This is a genomic window from Paraburkholderia sp. J94 (genome assembly GCF_905220285.1).
GTDB lineage: Bacteria > Pseudomonadota > Gammaproteobacteria > Burkholderiales > Burkholderiaceae > Paraburkholderia > Paraburkholderia tropica_A.
In genome coordinates, this window is record NZ_CAJMZH010000001.1 from 480,741 (window position 1) to 501,200 (window position 20,460).

At 61.7% G+C, this 20,460-nt stretch carries 16 protein-coding genes and 1 pseudogene; 10 read left to right on the forward strand and 7 right to left on the reverse strand.

Annotated features, from left to right (window positions below; genetic code table 11):
- Positions 1-342: 342 nt before the first annotated feature.
- Together U4Y88_RS02105 and U4Y88_RS02110 are read left to right on the forward strand one after the other, a co-directional pair.
- Positions 343-1,561, forward strand: a pseudogene (locus tag U4Y88_RS02105) (ShlB/FhaC/HecB family hemolysin secretion/activation protein); the annotation flags it as partial.
- Positions 1,562-1,923: 362 nt separating this feature from the next.
- The gene (locus U4Y88_RS02110) at positions 1,924-2,238 is read left to right on the forward strand and encodes a helicase (RefSeq protein WP_224006019.1); all 315 of its coding nucleotides are present in this window, start codon (positions 1,924-1,926) and stop codon (positions 2,236-2,238) included.
- A 127-nt stretch (positions 2,239-2,365) separates the two neighbouring features.
- Here U4Y88_RS02110 and U4Y88_RS02115 read toward each other — a convergent pair whose 3' ends face one another.
- The 4 genes from U4Y88_RS02115 to U4Y88_RS02130 all read right to left on the reverse strand — a co-directional run bounded on the left by U4Y88_RS02115 (position 2,366) and on the right by U4Y88_RS02130 (position 5,775).
- Positions 2,366-3,010, reverse strand: a complete 645-nt coding sequence (locus tag U4Y88_RS02115) for a hypothetical protein (RefSeq protein WP_224006022.1) — start codon at positions 3,008-3,010, stop codon at positions 2,366-2,368.
- 322 nt (positions 3,011-3,332) lie between these two features.
- Entirely contained in the window at positions 3,333-3,704 is a 372-nt protein-coding gene (locus U4Y88_RS02120; protein WP_224006025.1) for a translation initiation factor Sui1, read from the reverse strand.
- A 126-nt stretch (positions 3,705-3,830) separates the two neighbouring features.
- A complete protein-coding gene (locus U4Y88_RS02125) occupies positions 3,831-4,607 on the reverse strand; it encodes an IclR family transcriptional regulator (protein ID WP_310631348.1) in 777 nt (258 codons plus the stop codon).
- Between the two features lie 46 nt (positions 4,608-4,653).
- The gene (locus U4Y88_RS02130) at positions 4,654-5,775 is read right to left on the reverse strand and encodes an FAD-dependent monooxygenase (protein ID WP_321781892.1); all 1,122 of its coding nucleotides are present in this window, start codon (positions 5,773-5,775) and stop codon (positions 4,654-4,656) included.
- Between the two features lie 284 nt (positions 5,776-6,059).
- Between U4Y88_RS02130 and U4Y88_RS02135 the strand changes: the two genes are divergently transcribed.
- The 3 genes from U4Y88_RS02135 (at position 6,060) to U4Y88_RS02145 (ending at position 9,995) form a co-directional block, all read left to right on the forward strand.
- Complete coding sequence (locus U4Y88_RS02135) at positions 6,060-7,424, forward strand: aromatic ring-hydroxylating dioxygenase subunit alpha (RefSeq protein WP_321781894.1); 1,365 nt, start codon at positions 6,060-6,062, stop codon at positions 7,422-7,424.
- 38 nt (positions 7,425-7,462) lie between these two features.
- On the forward strand, positions 7,463-8,455 hold the full coding sequence (locus U4Y88_RS02140; RefSeq protein ID WP_321781896.1) for a PDR/VanB family oxidoreductase: 993 nt from the start codon (positions 7,463-7,465) through the stop codon (positions 8,453-8,455).
- Positions 8,456-8,582: 127 nt separating this feature from the next.
- Complete coding sequence (locus U4Y88_RS02145; protein ID WP_321781898.1) at positions 8,583-9,995, forward strand: MFS transporter; 1,413 nt, start codon at positions 8,583-8,585, stop codon at positions 9,993-9,995.
- Positions 9,996-10,176: 181 nt separating this feature from the next.
- On the opposite strand, the gene U4Y88_RS02150 is transcribed toward U4Y88_RS02145, so the two are convergent.
- Complete coding sequence (locus tag U4Y88_RS02150; protein ID WP_224006043.1) at positions 10,177-10,866, reverse strand: GntR family transcriptional regulator; 690 nt, start codon at positions 10,864-10,866, stop codon at positions 10,177-10,179.
- Positions 10,867-11,234: 368 nt separating this feature from the next.
- Between U4Y88_RS02150 and U4Y88_RS02155 the strand changes: the two genes are divergently transcribed.
- The 4 genes from U4Y88_RS02155 to U4Y88_RS02170 all read left to right on the forward strand — a co-directional run bounded on the left by U4Y88_RS02155 (position 11,235) and on the right by U4Y88_RS02170 (position 16,974).
- Complete coding sequence (locus U4Y88_RS02155; protein ID WP_321781899.1) at positions 11,235-11,969, forward strand: gluconate 2-dehydrogenase subunit 3 family protein; 735 nt, start codon at positions 11,235-11,237, stop codon at positions 11,967-11,969.
- A 3-nt stretch (positions 11,970-11,972) separates the two neighbouring features.
- Positions 11,973-13,748: a GMC family oxidoreductase gene (locus U4Y88_RS02160; protein ID WP_321781901.1), complete on the forward strand. Its 1,776-nt coding sequence runs from the start codon at positions 11,973-11,975 to the stop codon at positions 13,746-13,748.
- A 16-nt stretch (positions 13,749-13,764) separates the two neighbouring features.
- On the forward strand, positions 13,765-15,135 hold the full coding sequence (locus U4Y88_RS02165) for a cytochrome c (RefSeq protein ID WP_321782242.1): 1,371 nt from the start codon (positions 13,765-13,767) through the stop codon (positions 15,133-15,135).
- Positions 15,136-15,414: 279 nt separating this feature from the next.
- A complete protein-coding gene (locus U4Y88_RS02170) occupies positions 15,415-16,974 on the forward strand; it encodes a methyl-accepting chemotaxis protein (protein WP_321781903.1) in 1,560 nt (519 codons plus the stop codon).
- Positions 16,975-17,052: 78 nt separating this feature from the next.
- Here the strand turns inward: U4Y88_RS02170 and U4Y88_RS02175 are convergent, their stop codons facing one another.
- Positions 17,053-18,198 carry a branched-chain amino acid ABC transporter substrate-binding protein gene (locus U4Y88_RS02175; RefSeq protein ID WP_321782244.1) on the reverse strand — a complete coding sequence of 382 codons (1,146 nt, stop codon included), beginning with the start codon at positions 18,196-18,198 and terminating at the stop codon, positions 17,053-17,055.
- Positions 18,199-18,641: 443 nt separating this feature from the next.
- Between U4Y88_RS02175 and U4Y88_RS02180 the strand changes: the two genes are divergently transcribed.
- A complete protein-coding gene (locus tag U4Y88_RS02180) occupies positions 18,642-19,877 on the forward strand; it encodes a diaminopropionate ammonia-lyase (protein WP_321781905.1) in 1,236 nt (411 codons plus the stop codon).
- 68 nt (positions 19,878-19,945) lie between these two features.
- Here U4Y88_RS02180 and U4Y88_RS02185 read toward each other — a convergent pair whose 3' ends face one another.
- Entirely contained in the window at positions 19,946-20,422 is a 477-nt protein-coding gene (locus U4Y88_RS02185; protein WP_224006061.1) for an Lrp/AsnC family transcriptional regulator, read from the reverse strand.
- Positions 20,423-20,460 lie beyond the last annotated feature (38 nt).

Below are 20,460 nucleotides of genomic sequence, written 5' to 3' on the forward strand. Positions count from 1 at the left end.
GCTCGACCATCCACAGCAGCAGGTCGGTCAGCGACTGCAGTGGTAGTCATCGAGAATCGCAGCATCTCCTCGGCGATACGCTAACGGGTACAACGCTTAGCGTCTTCAAGTCTTTTGGCGAAAAGTCTGCGTGATTCTTTTTGGGGCAATCCCAAGGTATTCCCCGTTTATTTATTCGAGTATGAAGATGAAAAGATGGCTGAGCGCTTTGCCGCTTACAGCCGCCATAGCGCTCGCGCATGCGCAAAAAAATCCAGGTAACGGGGAATCTGCCGCGACGGCTGCGCGTGCAAACGCGCAGCAGGATCAACAGATACAGCAGCAGCGCGCTGTCACCGTTTTCGCTTCAAGGATGCTTCCACGCGCGGCACCTGGAAAACGGCATTTCCAACGCGCGATGGCGACGTGGTGAACCTGCGCGATCTGGAGCAGGGTGTCGAGCAGATGAAGCGTGTAAGCAGCCAGGACGCAACAATGCAAATTGTTCCCCGCAAGTGCGCCTGGCGAAAGCGACGTTGAGATTGCAGTGAAGCGCGCAAAACCCTGGACATTTGTTGCGTCCGTCGATGACTCCGGCACGCGCGAAACTGGCAGCATTATTGGAACTGTTTCGCTAGGAATCGACAATCTACTCGGCCTGAACGACATCCTCACCGCCGGATTTAATCAGGATTTGCAGTTTGGCGATCACGGAGTCGGCACGCATGGCTGGAACGGTTCTTATTCGGTGCCTTGGGGCTACTGGACCGCCACGCTGTTCGGCTATACGAACACGTACTACGAGAACGTTGCTGGCGTGAATCAGACGTATGTCGTGAGCGGCAATTCGCAGACTGCTGGACTCAAGTTGCAACGTGTATTGCGGCGCGGCGAGAACGACGTGTTCGGTGCGGAATTCCAGCTCATCAAGCGTTTTGGCGCGAGTTTCATCGAAGACACCGAAATCCCGCAACAGCATCGCGACAACACCTTTATCGAAGCAGGGTTGACCGACCGTCACTATTTCGGTGCGGCGCAATTCGACGGCACGCTCGCTTATCGTCAGGGTATCGGCTGGTTGGGTGCCTCGCCTGATGTCGTTGATGGCCCAACGTATCGTTTTCACATGGCTACGCTCGACGCGAACCTGTCTGTGCCGTTCGCGGTTGCGGGTCAGCGTCTCGCGTATGTCGGAACCGTTCACGGCCAGTACACGAACGACACGCTGAATTACATTGACGACCTGACCATCGGTAGCCGTTACACAGTGCGCGGCTTTGACGGCGAAACGATGCTGGCGGCGGAGAAAGGTTTTTATTGGCGCAATGAAGTGCAATACCCGATTGGCAACACCGGCCAGGCTGTCTATGCCGGGCTGGACTACGGCCACGTGTGGGGGCCATCCGCGCAGTATTTGTCGGGTACGCAACTGGCCGGGGCGGTGATCGGCTTCAAGGGTGCGGTTCCCGCGCGCTTTGCCACCCTGAGCTATGACGTGTTCGCTGGGACACCCGTTTATAAACCGGATGGATTTCCTGCGTCGCATGTGACGCTCGGCTTCCAGGTGACAGGGCAGTTTTAGGTGTTGCATCGACCGGTTGAATCCGCCGCCAATTCTCAGCCACTCAGCGCGATCGAGCGAGCGTCTCGTTTTGGCCGACCGCGCCAACGCTGCCGCCTCGCCGTACCGCCCGACCGGGCGCGATCATCGTCTGGGGCGCGGTGCTCCTGCCGGGAACGCACAACCCGACTCAATGCAAATGGCGGGTCCACGCCAATGCGAACGCCTATGCTACGGAGTAACTGTCTCGCAATGCCGTTAGCAGCTGTAACCCGTTGCATTGCCATCACTTGCCGCGAATAATCGAGTCAGCAGCATTGGGTCGCTTGGGGCGACCACTGACTCCCGCTGTTAGAATAACGGCCTTTTTCAGGGAGAAAAAAGTGTCCTGGTTTATCTATGAAGTGCCCGAATACAATGAAGACGGGGCGCGCATTGAACCCTTCAGCGACCTGCGTAGCCGCGTCATGAAAGTCAGTGGGCAGTCGATGGCCGACGAACTGGAAAGCGTCCGCGAAAACGCCGCAACGACGGCGGACACGCCCACGCGCCCGCTACGTGCCGCAGAAAATCCTCACGTATTTCCGATTCCCTATGCCGACTCCATGATCCTGGTCGGGTTCATCTTCGAGCTGCAGCGTGAGTCCCGACAGCTGGTGGTGTCGCCTGTGGAAATGCCCTGGCTGAAAGGCGCATAGAGAGCAATGCGGGCGAATCCGACCCTGGTGCCGAACGCGGAAACTGAATGAAGCGCCGGCGCGCTGGCCAACCCGCAACGCCAATTACGGTAGTGTGCGCACGCGGAACCAGGCCCGCAGAAGTCGCCTAATTTTTGATGTTTTCCTCGCAATCGCTCCAGTAGCGCAGCGGATCGCCATGTTGTGGGTAACGTGAACTGAGCCACAGTGACAGCTTGCCCCAATCCGGATGATGGGTACCCGTTTTCGCGGACCAGATTGACGATCTCTCGAGGATCTGGCCGTTTCCTCTATCTCGGACAACGAGGCTGCCCAGTCCACTTGAACTGTTCGTCTGCGACTCAACCAGATACCTCGGCAGAATCCGGACTTCGGCGTCCTCGGCCCATCCAAAAAGGGCGCGGACCACACCCGTGGCGTCGCGCAACTCTATCGGGCCACTCTGCGGACGAACGGCTGTCCATCCCTCGGGAAATTCGGCGACAACGAGCTTTCCCTCTTCCCGCACCCACCTCACGCGCCATGCGCGCACCATCGCCTCGCGCAAGGCGGATACCGACGCGTATCCAGCAGGCAATGTGATGGCTAGCGGGAGCGTGATGAGGTTGTCTTTCCAGAGCTTGGCTTCGTCGTCGATGCGTTTGCTCTCGGTGAACATCCCTGTGTCGAATGGGTTCTCCGGCCGACTTGACACGCGTGCGTTCGAGGCGGGAAGTCCCTCGAAGAGTCGTTCAGCATCAAGACGTGTGAGTTTCGCCTTTCCTTTCTTCATTTGCCTCTCTCCAGCATGATTGATGTCTCGCGAATACCCGGACCCCGACAACCGAAGGCACGCGTTTTTTAGCGGGCGGGTGATCTTGTCTGGGGCTATTCGCGGGTTCGCGGGTTCGCTAGCTCGCAGCGACGTCGAAGCGTATGGCGCGGCGTGTGTCGTCATCCATGCGCCGAAAGCGTGGTGCGATCGATCCATGGTGAGTCGGATGACAGTGACGGGCAGCGCTCGATTGCGCGATGACGTTCGCGAATAGACGATGTTGGCGTGTTACCGCTTGAGCGTGGTCGTTTGTGATTTTCGCCTGCGTCAACCGAAGGAATTAGCCCCCGGCGCGCTTCACCCGATGACCGGACTTTTTGAGCGCTTCGATAATACGGTCACAGTGGTCGCCCTGCACCTCGATCACGCCATCCTTGACCGTTCCGCCCGAACCGCAGGCGGTGCGCAATTGTTTGCCGAGCGACGCGAGGGCAACGGGGTCGAGCGCCAATCCTCTCACGACCGTCACGCACTTCCCGCCTCGGCCTTTGGTCTCGCGAAGTACCCGCGCGACGCTGTCCCCTGGTGCTTGTGTCTGGGCAATCGTCTTGCATACACATTGCGCGACCGTGCGCCGGCACTCGGGACACATCCGTCCGCCATCTGTGGAGTAGACGAGGCCACCCTTCGAACTGCTCTTGACGATAGACATGCACAAAAAGACATAAAGGCCGGCAATCAGCTAGTTTAGCAGGTTGCGTTTGCGGCTCCTGAGCGCGTTCTACCGGCATCCCGTGCGGGCGGGTCTGCAATCATGAAGAAAGGGCGGCCGTGCGAGTTAAAGGCAGGAACGCGACAGCGTGAGTGCAGCATTTTTCACGCTGGTTTCCACGCGCATGCGCAGGCTTTCATCGACGGAGAACGCGGTATTGGGTCCCGCGATGCTGAGCGCGGCAAGCACTTCGCCGCGGCTGTCGCACACGGCCGCCGCGCAGGAGTCGACGCCTGCTTCGAGCCCGGAAAAGCTCCAGGCGCAGCCATTCGTGCGGATGACGTCGAGCGTGGCGTCCAGCGTCGCCCAGTCAGCAGGGCGCTCGTTGGACGGATGTTGTTCATAGCGCGCTTGCACCGCGCCCTTGGGCAGACACGCGAGCATGGCGAGCCCCGGCGTCGCGTGATGCGCGGGAATGCGGCTGCCCGCGCGAATGCGGGTCACGAGCGGCGTATCGGGCGTTTCGCAAAGCAGATAGACGATCTCCGCGCCTTCGAGCACCGCGAGAAACGCCGAAAGCCCGGTCTGTTCGACGAGCACCGGCAGGATCTGCCGCGCGCGCGCCGTGAGATCCGAGGCGCCGAGCGCGCTCGCGGCGAGCGTCAGGAACGGCATGCCGAGCCGATGCGAGCCGCCCGCCGGATGCTCCTGGATCAGTTCCGCGGCCTTGAGCGACTCGATGAGCCGCATCACGGTCACCCGGTTCACGCCGATCTGCCGCGCGACGTCGCTGAGGTTGGCGGTCGAGCCGCCTTCCGCGATGTAGCGCAGCAGGCGAAACGCCCGCTCGACGGGTGAACTGGCCGCATCGGCGGACGGGGGTGAAGACGTATCCGTATTCATCTGATCCTGTTGAAAGGCGTGGCGGCTATTCGCTCAGTGCAGCCGCTCAATGCAGCGGCACCGTCCACGCGTCGTAACCATAGACCCAGTCGGCGTTGCCGCCGGTCTTGAGCCAGTTGTTGCCGCGCGAGCCGATCTGCACGCGCGCCGTGCGTTCCTGCCGCGCACGCGCGTAGCGCGCGAGCGCGTCGTCGAGTCCGGCGGGCGCCACGTCGGTCAGCGCGCGCGCGAGCACCACGGCATCCTCGATCGCCATGCCCGCGCCTTGCGCCATGAACGGCATCATCGGGTGGCAGGCGTCGCCGAGCAGCGTCATGCGCGCACCGCTCCACTGCGGCAACGGATCGCGAATATACAACGCCGAGGCGAGAACCGTGTCGCAGGCGTCGAGCAGCGCGCGCGCTTCGGGGTGAAACGCGGCATAGGCGCGGCGCAGCGCGTCGGGGTCGCCGGGCAGCGTCCACGACTCGTTTGTCCAGTCGCTTTGCGAGGTGGTCGCGAAAATGAATACGTCGCGGCCCCGGTTGAGCGGGAACGTGACGATCTGCAAGTCGTCGCTCGGTCCCCACCATTTCACGAACGCACCGGTGTCGATGCCGCTGAGGCGCTCGGCGGGCACGACCGCGCGATACGAGACGATGCCCGTGAACTGCGGATGCTCCGCGCCGAACAGATGGCGGCGCACGCCCGAGTGGATGCCGTCCGCGCCGATCACGAGGTCGAATGCGTGCGACGTGCCGTCCGCGAGCGTGATCGTGGCCGCGTCGGCGTCCTGCGCGAACGAGACCGTGCGCTGGCCGAGCTGGAGCACGCCGGGCGCGAGCGCGGCTTCGAGCGCGCTCATCACGTCGGCGCGGTGCATCGTCAATTGCGGCGCGCCGTATTGGCGCTCGGCTTCGTCCGACATGGCGAGCCGCGAGGTTTCCTCGCCCGTGTCCCACGTGCGGCTGATGCGGGCATTGGGGCGCGCGGCGGTCTCGCGCAGCTGCTCGCCCACGCCGAGGCCGTCGAGCGCGCGCACCGCGTTCGGCGTGAGATTGATGTCCGCGCCCACGCGCCCAAAGCGCTCCGCCTGCTCGAACACCGTCACGCGATGTCCCGCGCGGTGCAGGGCGATCGCCGCCGCCAGTCCGCCAATTCCGCCACCCACCACTCCAATTTTCAGCATGTCTGTCTCGTCCGTCGGGCTCGTTGATGTGTTCAAAAATGAACAGATAGAACATAAATGAACCGACATTCTGCGGCGAGAGTTTTTTGACATCAAGCAAAAAATGCATCCATCGACAGGACGCGGCGCGACCCGGGCCTCGCGATGACGGTTGAGACGATCGGCGACTTTTTTGGATTTTGAGGCAGTTGTGGGCGTGGAGGGCGTCGCGAAAAATGCACTCATCGACGGCCATGCACTGCTTTCGCATGACGCCGCGTTTCCAACGAGTGAGGACACAAGACATGTTGAGCGCTGAAAAAAACCGCTTGCTGACCGAGGTGGGACCGGGCACGCCGATGGGCGACTACCTGCGCCGCTACTGGCATCCGATCGCCGGCGTGGCGGAATTCGACGACAAGGCGGTTCGCCCCATTCGTCTCTTCGGCGAAGACCTCGTGCTGTTCAAGGATCTGAGCGGTACGTTCGGGCTGGTGCAGCGCCGCTGCCCGCATCGCAATGCCGATCTCGCATTCGGCTTCGTCGAGCAGTGCGGCTTGCGCTGCGCGTATCACGGCTGGGAATTCGATGCGAGCGGGCAATGCACGCATCAGCCGTTCGAGGAAATCGTCGACGTCGATGCGCGCCTGCGCCAGAAAACGAAGATCACGGCCTACGAAGTGCGCGCGAAGGCGGGCATGATCTGGGCGTACATGGGCAGCGCGCCCGCACCGGAATTGCCCGACTGGGAGCCGTTCAACTACCCGAACGGCTTCGCCCAGGTCGTGATGGCCGAGATTCCGTGCAACTGGTTTCAGTGCCAGGAAAATTCCATCGACCCGATCCATTTCGAGTGGACCCACAACAACTGGACCTCGCGCCAGCAGGACAGCCACGCCGAACACGTGCCGACGCATCTGCGCACGCTGTACGAGGAGTTCGAGCACGGCTTCGTCTACAAGCGGCTGCGTGCGCATGAAAACGAAGCGAACCCGATGTGGACCACGGGCCGCGTGACGCTCTGGCCGAATGCTTTCTATCTCGGGCATCACTTCGAATGGCGCGTGCCTATCGACGACACGAACACGCTCAGCATTCTCTGGGTGCTCAACAAGGTGCCGAAGGAGCGCGAGCCCTACGTGCAGGACCATATTCCCGCGTGGTACGGGCCGCTGTATGACGAGCAGGGCGAGTGGATCACCACGCACGTTGCGAATCAGGATTTCGCCGCGTGGGTCGGGCAGGGCGCGATCACCGACCGCACGAAGGAAACGCTCGGCGCGAGCGATCGCGGCATCGTGATGCTGCGTCGGCGCTTTTTCGAGGAACTCGAAGCGGTGGCTGAGGGCAAGACGCCGAAGGGGCTCATCACCGATCCGCAGGCGAACCACAACGTGTTTTTGCCGTCGGCGTGCCGCGACGAAATGATGAACGGGTTGACGCGCGAGGCGCTGGCCGCGCATCCGCTGCTCGGTGCATATCTGCGCGACTTCATCGGCCAGTATGGTCAGCCGGAGGCGGTGCGCGAGGCGTATGAAGCGGCGATCGGGCAGAAGGTCGAGCGCGCGCGGTTCTTCTCGGTGCATGGCGTGCGTGCCAACGCAGACGCCGCCACTGCCGCCGACGATGCCGACGATGCCGACGCCGCTCCGAACAGCGAAGCGGCCTGACGCCGCTCCCTTTTGTGATTCTCCGGAAGCCTCGTCACATGATGAACGACTCCACTCACGGCGCGGGCACGGGCACGAACGCGCGCTTGCAGGCGCGCGTGCGCACGCTGCGCCACGAGGCGCAGCGCATTGCGAGCATCGAACTGGTGCCCGTGGAAGGCGAGGTCTTTCCGCCTTTCACGCCCGGCGCGCATCTCGACGTGCATTTGCCCAACGGCCTCACGCGCAGCTACTCGCTCGTCAACGCGCCCGAGGAGCAGGGCCGCTATGTGATCGGCGTGCTGCACGACGAAAAGAGCCGCGGCGGTTCGCGCTGGCTGCACGAGGAACTGCGCTGCGGCGCGACGCTGTCGATTGGCGCGCCGCGTAACAACTTCGCGCTCGACGAAGCGGCGTCGTCGACGCTGCTGGTGGCGGGCGGCATCGGCGTGACACCGATGCTGTGCATGTACCGCAAGCTGCGTGAACGCGGGCGCGCGGTGCAGTTCGTCTATTGCGCGCGCAGCCGTGCACAAGCCGCGTTTCTCGACGAACTGGCCGCGCTGGGCGGCGACGTGCAGCTGCATTTCGACGACGAACACGACGGCCGTCCGTTCGATCTCGCCGCTTGCCTCGCGCGTCAGCCCAGCGACGTGCACGCGTATTGCTGCGGCCCCGGTGCGATGCTCGATGCGTTCCAGTTGGCGTGCGCCGAGGCGGGCATCGACAACGTGCACATCGAGCGCTTCGCGGCAAGCGCGCCGGTCGAGAGCGCGCAGCGCACCGGCTACACGGTGGAGCTCGCGCGTAGCGGTCGGACGCTGTTCGTACCGGCTGGCAAGCCCTTGCTCGACGCGTTGCTCGACGCCGATGTCGACGTCGAATACAGCTGTCGCGAAGGGCTTTGCGGCGCGTGCCAGACGCGCGTGCTCGGCGGCTGTGTCGATCATCGCGACAGCGTGCTCACGCAGTCCGAACGCGCCGCGAACGACGCGATGATGATCTGCGTGTCCGGCGCGCAAAGCGGCACGCTGGTGCTCGATCTCGCCTGATCACGTCTGACCCTTCACGCATCGCGCGCTGATGCGCGCGATGTCCCGCGGTTTTCCTGCTGTTTTCCCGCTGTTTTCCCGTTGTTTTCTGTCCCTTTCACCCAGAAACGTTTCCTTCGAGGACACGATGGAACTGACACGTCTTGCGAATGAGTACGAGACGATCGACGACGCGCACGTCGCCGGTCGGCATGAAGCCGCGCTGATCTCCGCGCGCATCGAACGTCTGCCGTTCACGCGCTGGCATACGCGCGTGCTCGGCATGATCGGTCTGGTGCATATGACCGACGCCTTCGACGCGCTGACTATCGCGTTCGTGATGCCGGTCCTGATGGGCCTCTGGCATCTCACGCCCACCGAAGCGGGCTTGCTGGTGTCGAGTGGCTATGTGGGGCAGACGATCGGCGCGCTGCTGTTCAGCGCCGCCGCCGAGCGTTTCGGACGCTTGCGCGTGCTGCGCTGGCTGCTCGTGCTGCTGGCGCTCGGCAGCGTGGCGTCGGCCTTCGCGCCCGGCTATGCGGTGTTCATTGCGCTGCGCTTTCTGCAGGGCATCGGCCTGGGCGGCGAGTCGCCCGTTTCGGCGACCTACATGAACGAAGTGTGTCCTGCTCGCATTCGCGGACGCGTGATCTTCGTGCTGCAATCCACGTTCGCGCTCGGCAATCTCGTGGCAGCCGTCGCGGCGCTCTGGCTGATTCCGGCCTACGGCTGGCAGGTGATGTTTCTCGTGGGCGGCCTGCCGATCGTGCTGGCGGCGATCCTGCCGCGCGTGGCGCCGGAGTCGCCGCGCTGGCTCGCGATCAACGGCCGCGCCGACGAAGCGCGCGTCATCGTCGACGCGATGGAGCGCACGACATCCGGCGCGCTGCGGCTGGACGCAAGCACGCTCGACATCGCCGTGACCGGCACGCCCGAGCGCAAGGAATCGTTCCGGGCGCTGTTCGCGCGCGGCTTGGCGCGACGCACGCTGGTGGTCTGGCTGATGGCGGGCTGCGGCAGCCTGACGACTTACGGGATTCTGGTGTGGCTGCCGTCGCTGTATCGCACCGTTTATCACTTGCCGCTGGAGGTCGCGCTGCGCTACGGCATGGTGAGCATGATCGCGACGCTGCTGGGGACGTTCATCGGCACCTTCGCGATCGACTGGCTCGGCCGCAGGAAGACGTTCGCGATCGCATTTCTGGGCGCGGCGCTGCCCATGTTCTGGCTGGCCCTGAGCGGCACGCGCGTGAGCGCCGGCGAGGTGCTTGTGCTGGCCTCGGTGAGCGTCGCGATGATTGCGATCGTGCAGTGCGGTATCTACGTTTATGCGCCCGAGGTCTATCCCACCCGCATTCGCGCGACCGGCGCGGGCGCGGCATCGGCGATTACGCGCATTGCGTCGGTGATCGGACCGCTGGTGATTGGCGCGTTGCTGACGTATCTGCGTGTCGAAGCGGTGTTTGGTTACTTCGCGCTCGTCTCGCTGCTCGGCGCGATGGTGGTCGGTGTATTCGCGCTCGAAACACGCGGACGCAAGCTCGATGAGATCGCGGCTTGAATGTAGAGGGTGTCATTGTGAGCCAAAGACTCTGCCGGCCGATGCGCTTTCCATGAAGCGAGCCAGCATCGAAGGCAGGGCGGCTGGCTGAGTGTGATTAGTGTGACCCGTGGCCGATGCACATGCGGCTGATAGACATTCGACGAACTCCAGGCCGCTGGAATCCATTGAAGATCGCTTATTAATCGTAGTTGATCGAAAACTCGGGCGAACCGTTCATGGCCTCAACGAGAGACTTGCCGCTGCGAGACACGTGTTCGAAGGCGAGTTTCTCTGCTGCAGCCGCATCGCGAGCGACGATCAGCGCGACCAGTTCGCGGTGATCTCTGAGCATGCGGTCCAGGCTTCCGGCATGCATGGTGTTCGTCCAGCGGATATAGACGCGCGCGAGATCGACTACCTGCGCATAGTGATTGCTGAGGCGTGCATTGCCCGACAAATCGACAATGACGGTATGCACTTCGAGATCCGCATGCGCGATGGCGTCGCGGTCGCCGGATTCCACGGCGGCGAGGAGTGCCGCCAGTGAATTCTCGAGTACCTCGCGGCCCGCGTCGTCCAGGTTTTCGGCCGCAAGACGTGCGGCCAACGCCTCTAGTGTGCTGCGAACGGCGTAGAGATCCTCCGCATCCTTCACGGTCAGGGACATGACCTCCCAGCCGGAATACGGATGTTGCACGAGCAGGCCTTCGCCGGAAAGGCGCTCCATCGCGGAGCGCACGGTCGAGCGCGAGAGCCCGATCTGTTCGGCAAGGCCGATCTCCGTCAGTCGTGTTCCGGGCGCGATGCTACCCGCCGCAATGGCGTTGCGGATCCAATCGGCCGCCTGGTGCCCCAATGCTTTTTTGTTAATACCGGCGATTTTTTGCACGCGGCGCTCCTTCCCGTGTCGGGAGTCTAGGTCCTGAGTCGTCGAATTGTCAACAATTAACAAAAATGTACACGAAATCTGGGACGCTTAATTGACCTGCGACCTAGCGTCGCGCTACCATCTGCTCCATTGTTAACAATTAACAATGGAGCAGATGCCTTGGGTCGTTCGGTCAATCGGCCCGGCATCTCGCGGATTCGTCGTATTTGTCTCCTCGGCCGACAGCTGTTGGGTCGGCGCTACGCGCGCGTGTAATCAGTAGTCCGAAAAAATTGTGTTGGGGATGAGCGCGCAAAACTCAGCCTGGTACGTCCCCACAGCCGCATTTGCTGGTCCGATGCTGGCATTCCAATAAGCAGGAATCACAGATGTCAAATAATCACGAACCGCGTCGCCGCTTCTTGCGGCAGATGCTGGCGGTTGTCCCGGTCACTTCCGTCGCGACGGCCACGGCGCTCTCCGAGTCGGCCTGTGGTGACGCACCTTCGTCGGGCGCAGTTTCGTCACAAGGCGCAGCGGCGCCTTACGCCCCGCAATATTTCACCGAGGACGAATGGCGCTTTATCGGCGCTGCCGTCGATCGCCTGATTCCCGCGGACGGCCTCGGAGCGGGGGCGTTGCAAGCCGGCGTGCCCGAATACATCGACAAGCAGATGGACACGCCCTACGGTCACGGCAAGCTTTGGTACATGCAAGGGCCGTTTCATCCCGACTCCGTGCCCGAGATGGGTTATCAGATCAACCTGTCGCCGCGCGAGGTCTATCGCCACGGCATCGAAGCCTGCAACGCGTATTGCAAGCAGCAGCACGGCGGAAAGGTCTTCGCGGAACTCGACGTCGCGACCCAGGAAGCCGTGCTCCACGAACTGGAACACGGCAAGCCCGCATTTGACAGCGTGCCTTCGAAGACCTTCTTCGCGACACTGCTCGGCAACACCAAGGAAGGCTTTCTGGCCGATCCGATCTACGGCGGCAATCAGGGCATGGTCGGCTGGAAGATGGTCGGCTTTCCTGGCGCGCGCGCGGACTTCATGGACTGGATCGATCAGCCGGGCGTCAAGTACCCGTACGGTCCCGTTTCGATCAACGGCCGTCGGGGGTAAGTCATGACGATCAAGAAGAACAAGGTCGATTGCGTGATCGTCGGCTTCGGCTGGACCGGCGCGATCATGGCGCAGGAACTCACGGACGCGGGCCTCGACGTGGTCGCGCTCGAACGCGGCGCGATGCGCGACACGCCCACCGATGCGGCGTATCCGAAAGTCGTCGACGAACTCAAGTACGCCGTGCGCGGCGAGCTGTTCCAGGATCTGTCGAAGGAAACCGTCACGATCCGTCACGGCGTGGACGACCTCGCGGTGCCGTATCGTCAGCATCACTCGTTTCTGCTCGGCAATGGCGTGGGCGGCGCGGGCTTCCACTGGAACGGCATGCACTACCGCATGCTGCCCGAGGAACTGGAACTGCGTACGCGCTACGAGGAGCGCTACGGCAAGAAGTTCATTCCCGAAGGCATGCAGGTGCAGGACTTCGGCGTGACTTACGACGAGATGGAGCCGTTCTTCGACTTCGCGGAGAAGGTGTTCGGCACGTCGGGCACGGCGGGTAATCTCAACGGCAAGATCCAGCCGGGCGGCAATCCGCTCGAAGGCGCGCGCAAGAACGAATTCCCGACGCCCGCGCTGAAGAACGGTCTGGGCGCGACGCTGTTCGAGAAGGCCGCGCGAGATCTCGGTTTCCATCCGTATCCGGCGCCGGCGGCGAACGCGTCCACGCCGTACACGAACCCGTATGGCGTGCGTCTCGGACCGTGCAACTTCTGCGGCTTCTGCGAAGACTTCGGCTGCTACATGTATTCGAAGGCCTCGCCGCAGACCACCATTCTGCCGGTGCTACTGAAGAAGAATAACTTCGAACTCCGTACCAAATCGTACGTGACGAAGGTGCTGCTCGATTCCGAAGGCAAGCGCGCGACGGGCGTGACCTACATCGACGCACAAGGCCGCGAAGTCGAACAGCCTGCGGACATCGTGATCGTCGCGGCATTCCAGATGCACAACGTGCGTCTGCTGCTGCTCTCGGGTATCGGCAAGCCGTACGACCCGAAGACGGGCGAAGGCGTTGTGGGCCGGAACTACGCGTACCAGATGAACGGCGGCATCAACGTGCTGCTGCCGAAGGGCACGCAGCTCAATCCGTTTATCGGGACCGGCGCGGGCGGCGTGGGCATGGACGACTTCAACGGCGACCAGTTCGATCATGGTCCGCTCGGCTTTGTGGGCGGCGCGAGCATTCGCCACGTGCGCACGGGCGGCCGGCCGATCAATCAGGCCGCGACGGTGCCGGGCACGCCCACGTGGGGCAGCGGCTGGAAGGCGGGCGTGAACGACGCGTATCAGCGCTACATGACGATCGGCATTTCGGGTTCGGTGATGCCGTATCGCGACGCCTATCTCGACCTCGATCCCACGTATCGCGACGCGCACGGCCTGCCGCTGCTGCGCATGACATTCGACTGGCACGACAACGAGTACAACATGCTCGACTACATCGGCACGCGCATGGAAGAAGTCGCGAAGGCGATGAACCCCGAGAAGCATTACCGCGCGATCCGCAAGAAGGGGCAGCACTACGACACGCGCGTGTATCAGTCGACGCACACGACGGGCGGTGCGGTGATGGGCTCGTCGCCGGCGACCAGTGTGGTCAACAAGTATCTGCAAAGTTGGGACGTGCACAACGTGTTCGTGCTGGGCGCTTCGGCGTTCCCGCAGAACATGGGTTACAACCCGACTGGCATCGTGGCGGCGCTCGCGTATCACTCGGCGAAGGCGATCCGCGAGCAGTATCTGAAGAATCCGGCTCCGCTGGTTCAGGCTTGAGGAGCGCGCGATGACGATGAAGAAAATCACGATGGCCGCGTTGTCCTCGGCGATGGTCGCGGGCGCGGCGTGGGCCGCTTATGCGTTCGCACAGGAGCCGGCTTCGGCGCCGCGCGTGGCAACGCAGGCCGCGCAACCGCAAGCGACAGCCGCGATGAGCGACGCCGACAAGGCGCTCATCGAAAAGGGCCGCTATCTCGCGGCGGCAGCGGACTGTATCGCGTGCCACACCGCGAAGAACGGCAAGCCCTTCGCGGGCGGTCTGGGTATCGACTCGCCGATCGGCAAGATCTATTCGACCAATATCACGCCGGACAAGGCGACGGGCATTGGCGACTACACGTTCCAGGAGTTCGACGATGCCGTGCGTCGCGGCGTGGCGAAGAATGGCTCGTCGCTTTATCCCGCCATGCCGTACGTCTCCTACGCGAAGGTCAAACCCTCGGACGTGAAGGCGCTCTACGCGTACTTCATGCATGGCGTGCAGCCGGTCGCGCAGCCGAACCGGTCGACCGATATCGTCTGGCCGCTCTCGATGCGCTGGCCGCTGCGTTTCTGGCGCATGGCGTTCGCGCCGGACGCGATCACGGACGACCGCCCGCTGCCGAACGATCCGATCGTGCGCGGCCGCTATCTGGTGGAAGGTCTCGCGCATTGCAGCGCGTGCCACACGCCGCGCGGCGTCGGCTTGCAGGAGAAGTCGCTGACTGACGACGGCCACACGTTCCTCTCGGGTGGCGTGATCGATGGCTATCTCGCGAAGAACCTGCGCGGCGACAGCAAGGACGGTCTCGGCACGTGGAGCGAGGCGGATATCGTCGCATTCCTGAAGGGCGGACGCACGGCGCATTCGGCGGCCTTCGGCGGCATGACGGAAGTGGTCGAGAACAGCACGCAGCATATGAGCGATGCGGATCTCTTCGCGATCGCCGCGTATCTGAAGACGCTCGCGCCGGCTGACGCCGCAGGCAGTGCGCTGCTGCCCAATCCGGCTACCGCCACCGCGTTGCGCGCGGGCACCGATCGCAGCAATGGCGCGCTGACCTACGTTGACAACTGTGCTGCGTGCCATCGCACGACCGGCGTGGGGTATTCCGGCACTTTCCCGGCACTTGCGCTTTCGTCGGCGGTGAATTCGGATGATCCGACTTCGCTGATCCATCTCGTGCTGCAAGGTGGCGAAATGCCGTGGACTAAATCGGCGCCGACACACTATGGCATGCCGGGCTTCTCGGATCGGTTGACTAACCGCGATGTCGCCGACGTGCTGACTTTCGTGCGATCGAGCTGGGGCAATCACGCGCCGGCGGTCACGGCGGATCAGGTCGCGAAGGTACGCGAAGCGGTCAAGGCATCGGCGCAGCCCACGCGCGCGGAGAACCCGTAACGCGTTTGCGAAAGCGTTTGACCCGGTGAGAGCGACATGCGCTCACCGACTTTGCCCCGTGACGACACAGTGCCGTCACGGGTCAAGTGATCGATCATGGTGCAGACTTCTCGTGATCAACTATTTAATCAGGTATGCGTATGAAGTTGTGATGGAAATGTCGCTGGCGACACAGAATTAATATGTAAAACGACTAAAGGTGTGGGTGACGTTGCCGATATTCATTAAGAATGTACCGAACTGACCCTGCCTGATTGACAGACCAACGACAGTCCTCTCATGACGATGCTACGCACCCATCTTTCGATTAACGGCCGCCTCATTGCGGCGATGTCCTTTCTTGGCGTTCTGCTGATTGTCATCGGCGCGTTTGGGCTTGTCGGCATGGTCGCCAGCAACAACGCGAACCGGCATACGTACTCCGAACAACTGCCGAAGTCGATCGCCGTGGGTGAGATGACGATCATGGTTGGCCGTCAGCGCACGTCGCTCGATCGCGCGGCGATCAATCCCGGCTCGCAAGACGCACAGAACATGTACGGCAAGGAAAGGGAAGTTCGGGACGCCGCGGAAGCCGCCTGGCAAAAATATCTTTCTTTGCCGCGCGATGCAGAAGAGGACCAACTGGCATCGAGCGTGACGCAGCAATACCAGGCAACGGAAGCCGAACTCGCACGTTTTCGCGACGCCACGCAGCGTGGAGATCGCGACGAAATCCTCAAGCTGATGTTCAGTGTGGGCAAGATCTACACGACCATGCAGGAGGCGGCGAACGCGCTGAAGACTTATCAGTTCAAGCAGTCGAAGGAAGAGTACGAGACCACGGAGCGTCACTATCATCTATTCGTCGCGGCCAGCATTGGCGCAATTCTCGCGGGCCTGTGCGCTGCGGTCGGTAGCTGGTATTTTCTGCGCAAGGCAATTCTCGTCCCGGTGAACGACGCGGTGGCGCATTTCGGACAGATTGCGCAAGGCAATCTCAGCCGCAAGATCGAGGTTCGCACGCACGACGAAATGGGGCGTATGCTCGGCGGTCTCGTGGAAATGCAGACGAATCTTCGGAAGACGGTACGCACGCTGAGCGAAGGCAGCAACGCGATCGCAAGCGCCACGCGTCAGATCGCCGCCGGCAACGCGGATCTTTCGGCGCGCACGGAATCGCAAGCGGCATCGCTTCAGGAAACGGCAACGAGCACCGATGAGTTGACGAGCACGGTCCGTCAAAACGCGGATAACGTGCAGCGCGCAAGCGAACTGTCGTCGACGGCATCGAACATTGCACGGCGCGGGCACGAGGTTGTGTCGCGCGTCGTCAAGACCATGGGCGACATCAGCCAAAGTTCCGCGTCGGTGGCTGAAATCACCGCGATCATCGAAGGCATTGCCTTCCAGACCAATATTCTCGCGCTCAACGCGGCAGTCGAAGCCGCGCGTGCCGGAGATCAGGGGCGTGGCTTCGCGGTCGTGGCGGGCGAAGTCCGCACGCTCGCCCAGCGTTCTTCGGCAGCCGCGAAGGAAATTCGCGAGCTGATCGCAAAGTCGACGACGCGTATCGACGACGGTGCGAAACAGGTCAACGAAGCTGGCGACACCATGACCGAATTGATCGATGCGGTCGCGCGTACGAACGCGATCATGTCGGAAATCGCCGCGGCCACGCAGGAGCAGAGTCACGGGCTGAGTCAGGTCAGCATCGCGGTGAATAACATGGACAACGCCACTCAACAGAATGCGGCCTTGGTCGAAGAAGCCGCCGCCGCTGCGAGTTCGCTTGAAGACCAGGCACGCATGCTCGCAGCGACGGCAGCGCAGTTTACGCTCGGCGAAGAAGTGGCCTGAGCGACATCAGTTTCCGGCTGAGCGGGTTCGCCGCGTTTTGCGCGACGATATCGCAGCGAATCCGAAACTGCGCCGTCCTTACATTTTCATAATGTCGATGAGTGTTTTTTCGCCCTGCTTGTAGTAAAAGAGCGAGATCACACCCTGCTCCAAATCACCTTTCGAGTCGAATGCCGTTTGGCCGATCACACCCTCGTAATGGGTCAATGGCATGGCAGCAAGAATTTTTGCGGGGGCGGTCGAGTTGGCGCGTTTCATCGCGTCCACAAGGATGTACACGGAGTCGTATGAATACGGTGCGTAAATCTGGATAGGTTGCCCGTAGCGCTTTTTGTACTTCTCGCTAAATGCCGCCCCTCCCGGCATCTTCGAAAGCGCCATTCCGGCTTCAGAGCAGATAACGTTATCGGTTGCCGTACCGGCCAGTTCTGCCAGCGACTCCGTACACACGCCATCGCCCGCGAGAATTCGCGCGTGAATGCCGAGTTTCGCCGCTTGCTTCGCGAACGGGCCGCCCGTTGCGTCTTCGCCGCCGTACATGATGACGTCAGGATGCTCGCCCTTGATCCTGGTGAGGATCGAGCGGAAGTCCACGGCCTTGTCGTTCGTCGCGTCGTGCGAAAGCACGGTCGCGCCTTGCTTCCTCGCTCCTTTCTCAAACTCGCTGGCGAGCCCTTGGCCATAGGCCGTCGAGTCGTCCACGATTGCCACAGTCCGCGCTTTCAGCGCCGTCAACGCGTAGTTCGCGAGTGCCGGTCCCTGCTGCGCATCAGTACCGACCACGCGGAACGCAGTCTTGTAACCGAGCAAGGTATAGGCCGGATTGGTTGCGCCCGGTGAAATCTGAACGATTCCTGCATCGCTAAAGATCTTGGCGGCGGGAATGGTTGTGCTCGACATGTCGCTGCCAATGACGGCGACCACACCGTCGTCGACGAGCTTCTGGGCAACGACGGTGCCCGTTTTGGGATCCGCTGCGTCGTCCTGAGCATCGAGTTCGAATTTGACCTTCTTGCCTGCGATCACCAGTTGCTTCGCGTTGATCTCCTCGATCGCGAGACGCGCACCATTTTGGTCGTCCTTGCCCACATGGGCGCTCATGCCGGTCAATGGAGCGAAGTGTCCAATCCTGACAATTTCATCGGCATTCGAAGTCGTCGCGATCGCTAAGAATATAAGCGCCACGACGGCGACCAGACTTGACTTGCCACGCACAACAATCATATTGATCTCCACTTGAGGTTCAGTGATGGTTGACTTCCGATCGACCCAGGGTAAAGCGAAGAACTACTCGCGAGCGCTTTACAAGGCGTGGAAGAAGTCTATCGATGCGTCCTGATATCCAATATGGGCGTCGAAGATGATTTCGCGAATTTTTCTCTAAATAGCGCTCGCTGCTGCAAATTTATTCACCTCGGGCGACGTGGGTCCGCCTGCGGCAAGCCGGCATCGGACTGCTCCATAACTGCATTCCTTCACCGTTGAAAGAAATCTCGCATTTCATCCGCCATTCGATACGAATTTGCATTGTCTGTTTCTGTTTCGATAAAAACGAGAGAGCTGGGCGCATTACCATTTACGTATGCCGTTCGGATGGTCTTCGCCGGAACACTTGACGATCGTTTCGATCACCAGCCCATCTAATCTTTTATATAAAGAGTTTTATGATGTTTACATCGAACAGACACATTGCACATTCGCCTTATCCTGATCGACTGAAAGAGATATTGAATATCGCAGCGGTCAATGAAAGTCGGGAGTGGCTTTCCTTTTGGCCCGGTATCAACATGGCCGGCACGCCCTTGTGGACGCTGCCAGGACTCGCGCAGCAGCTCGGCGTTGCACAAATCAGCCTCAAAGATGAATCGACCCGTTCACCGCTCGGGAGCTTCAAGGCGCTCGGCGCGCCGATCGCGCTGGTACGGTTGATCAAGCGTCGCTGGCCGGAGCATGCGTTGAGCGCAGACGATCTGTTTGCTGGACGACACCGTGATTTGCTTGCGCACTTCACGGTGATTAGTGCGACCGACGGCAATCACGGCAAAGCGCTCGCCGCCGCCGCGCAAACCATAGGATGTGGATGCGTGATCGTGCTTCATGCGAACGTCAATGCCGAGCGTGAGCAGGCTATCGCCGCGTACGGCGCACGGATCGTGCGTAGCGCGGGCAACTACGATCAATCGGTCGAAGAAGCCGCGCGACTGGCTGCACAGAATGGCTGGCAAGTCGTATCCGACACGTCATACGAGGGATACGAGGACGTCCCGCGCGACGTGATGCAGGGCTACGGGATCATCGCGGCGGAAGTCATTGAACAAGCGAAGTGCACTCCGGACCACTGCGCATTCACGCATGTTTTCGTGCAAGGAGGTGTCGGTGGTCTCGCGGCCGGCATCGTGGGACAGCTTTGGGAGTTTCATCAACTCAGGCGCCCGCGCTTTGTCGTCGTCGAGCCGCAGCAGGCGGACTGTCTGTATCAAAGCGCCGTCGCGGGCCGACTGAAAAAGGCAACGGGCTCCGTCGACTCGATTATGGCGGGACTCGCGTGCGGCGAAGCATCGCCGCTCGCGTGGAAAATCCTGGAGAAGGGCGCCGATCATTTCATGACGATCGACGACTCCGAGGCTGTTCAGGCAATGCGTGTGGCCGCGGCCGGCAACGCCTTCGATCCTCCGCTCGTCATCGGCGAATCCGGCGCGGCGGGCCTCGCCGGCCTCCACGCGCTGCTACGTCAACCCGCGTTGAAGGCGGAAGCCGGACTCGATGCGCAGTCGCGCGTGTTGCTCATCAGCACCGAAGGCGCGACTGCACCCTCAGTCTACGAGGCGTGCGTCGGCGAGGCAGCCGAGTCGGTCCTCGCGAGACAGGCTGCGTGGCTGCCGCCTTCTTCCGCAACACGCTGACTCGTTGCGTCGTGCAGAGCGGGGCGGTGCAGCCAACATGGCTTCCCGCTCGCGCTTGCGCGCCGAACTTAGGGCTCGATACCAAGCGGCACGTTAAGTCCAGCCTTCACCCGGTCCATGACGACAAGCGTCTTGAAGCGCTTCACGTTGTTATTGCCGAAGAACAGTTCGCGAGTCAGCTCGTCGTACTGGTCCATATCGCGCACGACGAGCACCAGTACGAAATCCCACTCGCCCGCAATGTAATAGCACTGCTGGATTTGCGGGCAGGCTCCGAACGTTCGCTTCATTGCATCGAGCAGGTCGATCTGTTCCCGCTCGATCTCAACCGTCACGATAATCATCAGCGGATAACCCACCGCATCGGATTTGACGACTGCGGTGTACCGCTCAATGACCTTGTCATCGGACAGACGCTTCAAACGCCGATTGACTGCCGCAGTCGACAGGTTGACGCGCGCGCCTAATTCGTTTTGTGGAATGCGCGCATCGTTCTGGACTTCTGCAAGCAATTTCCGGTCATAGTCGTCGAGTTGAGCAGCCATCGAGAAATCCATCAAAGGCAGTGGAAATGCAAAAATAT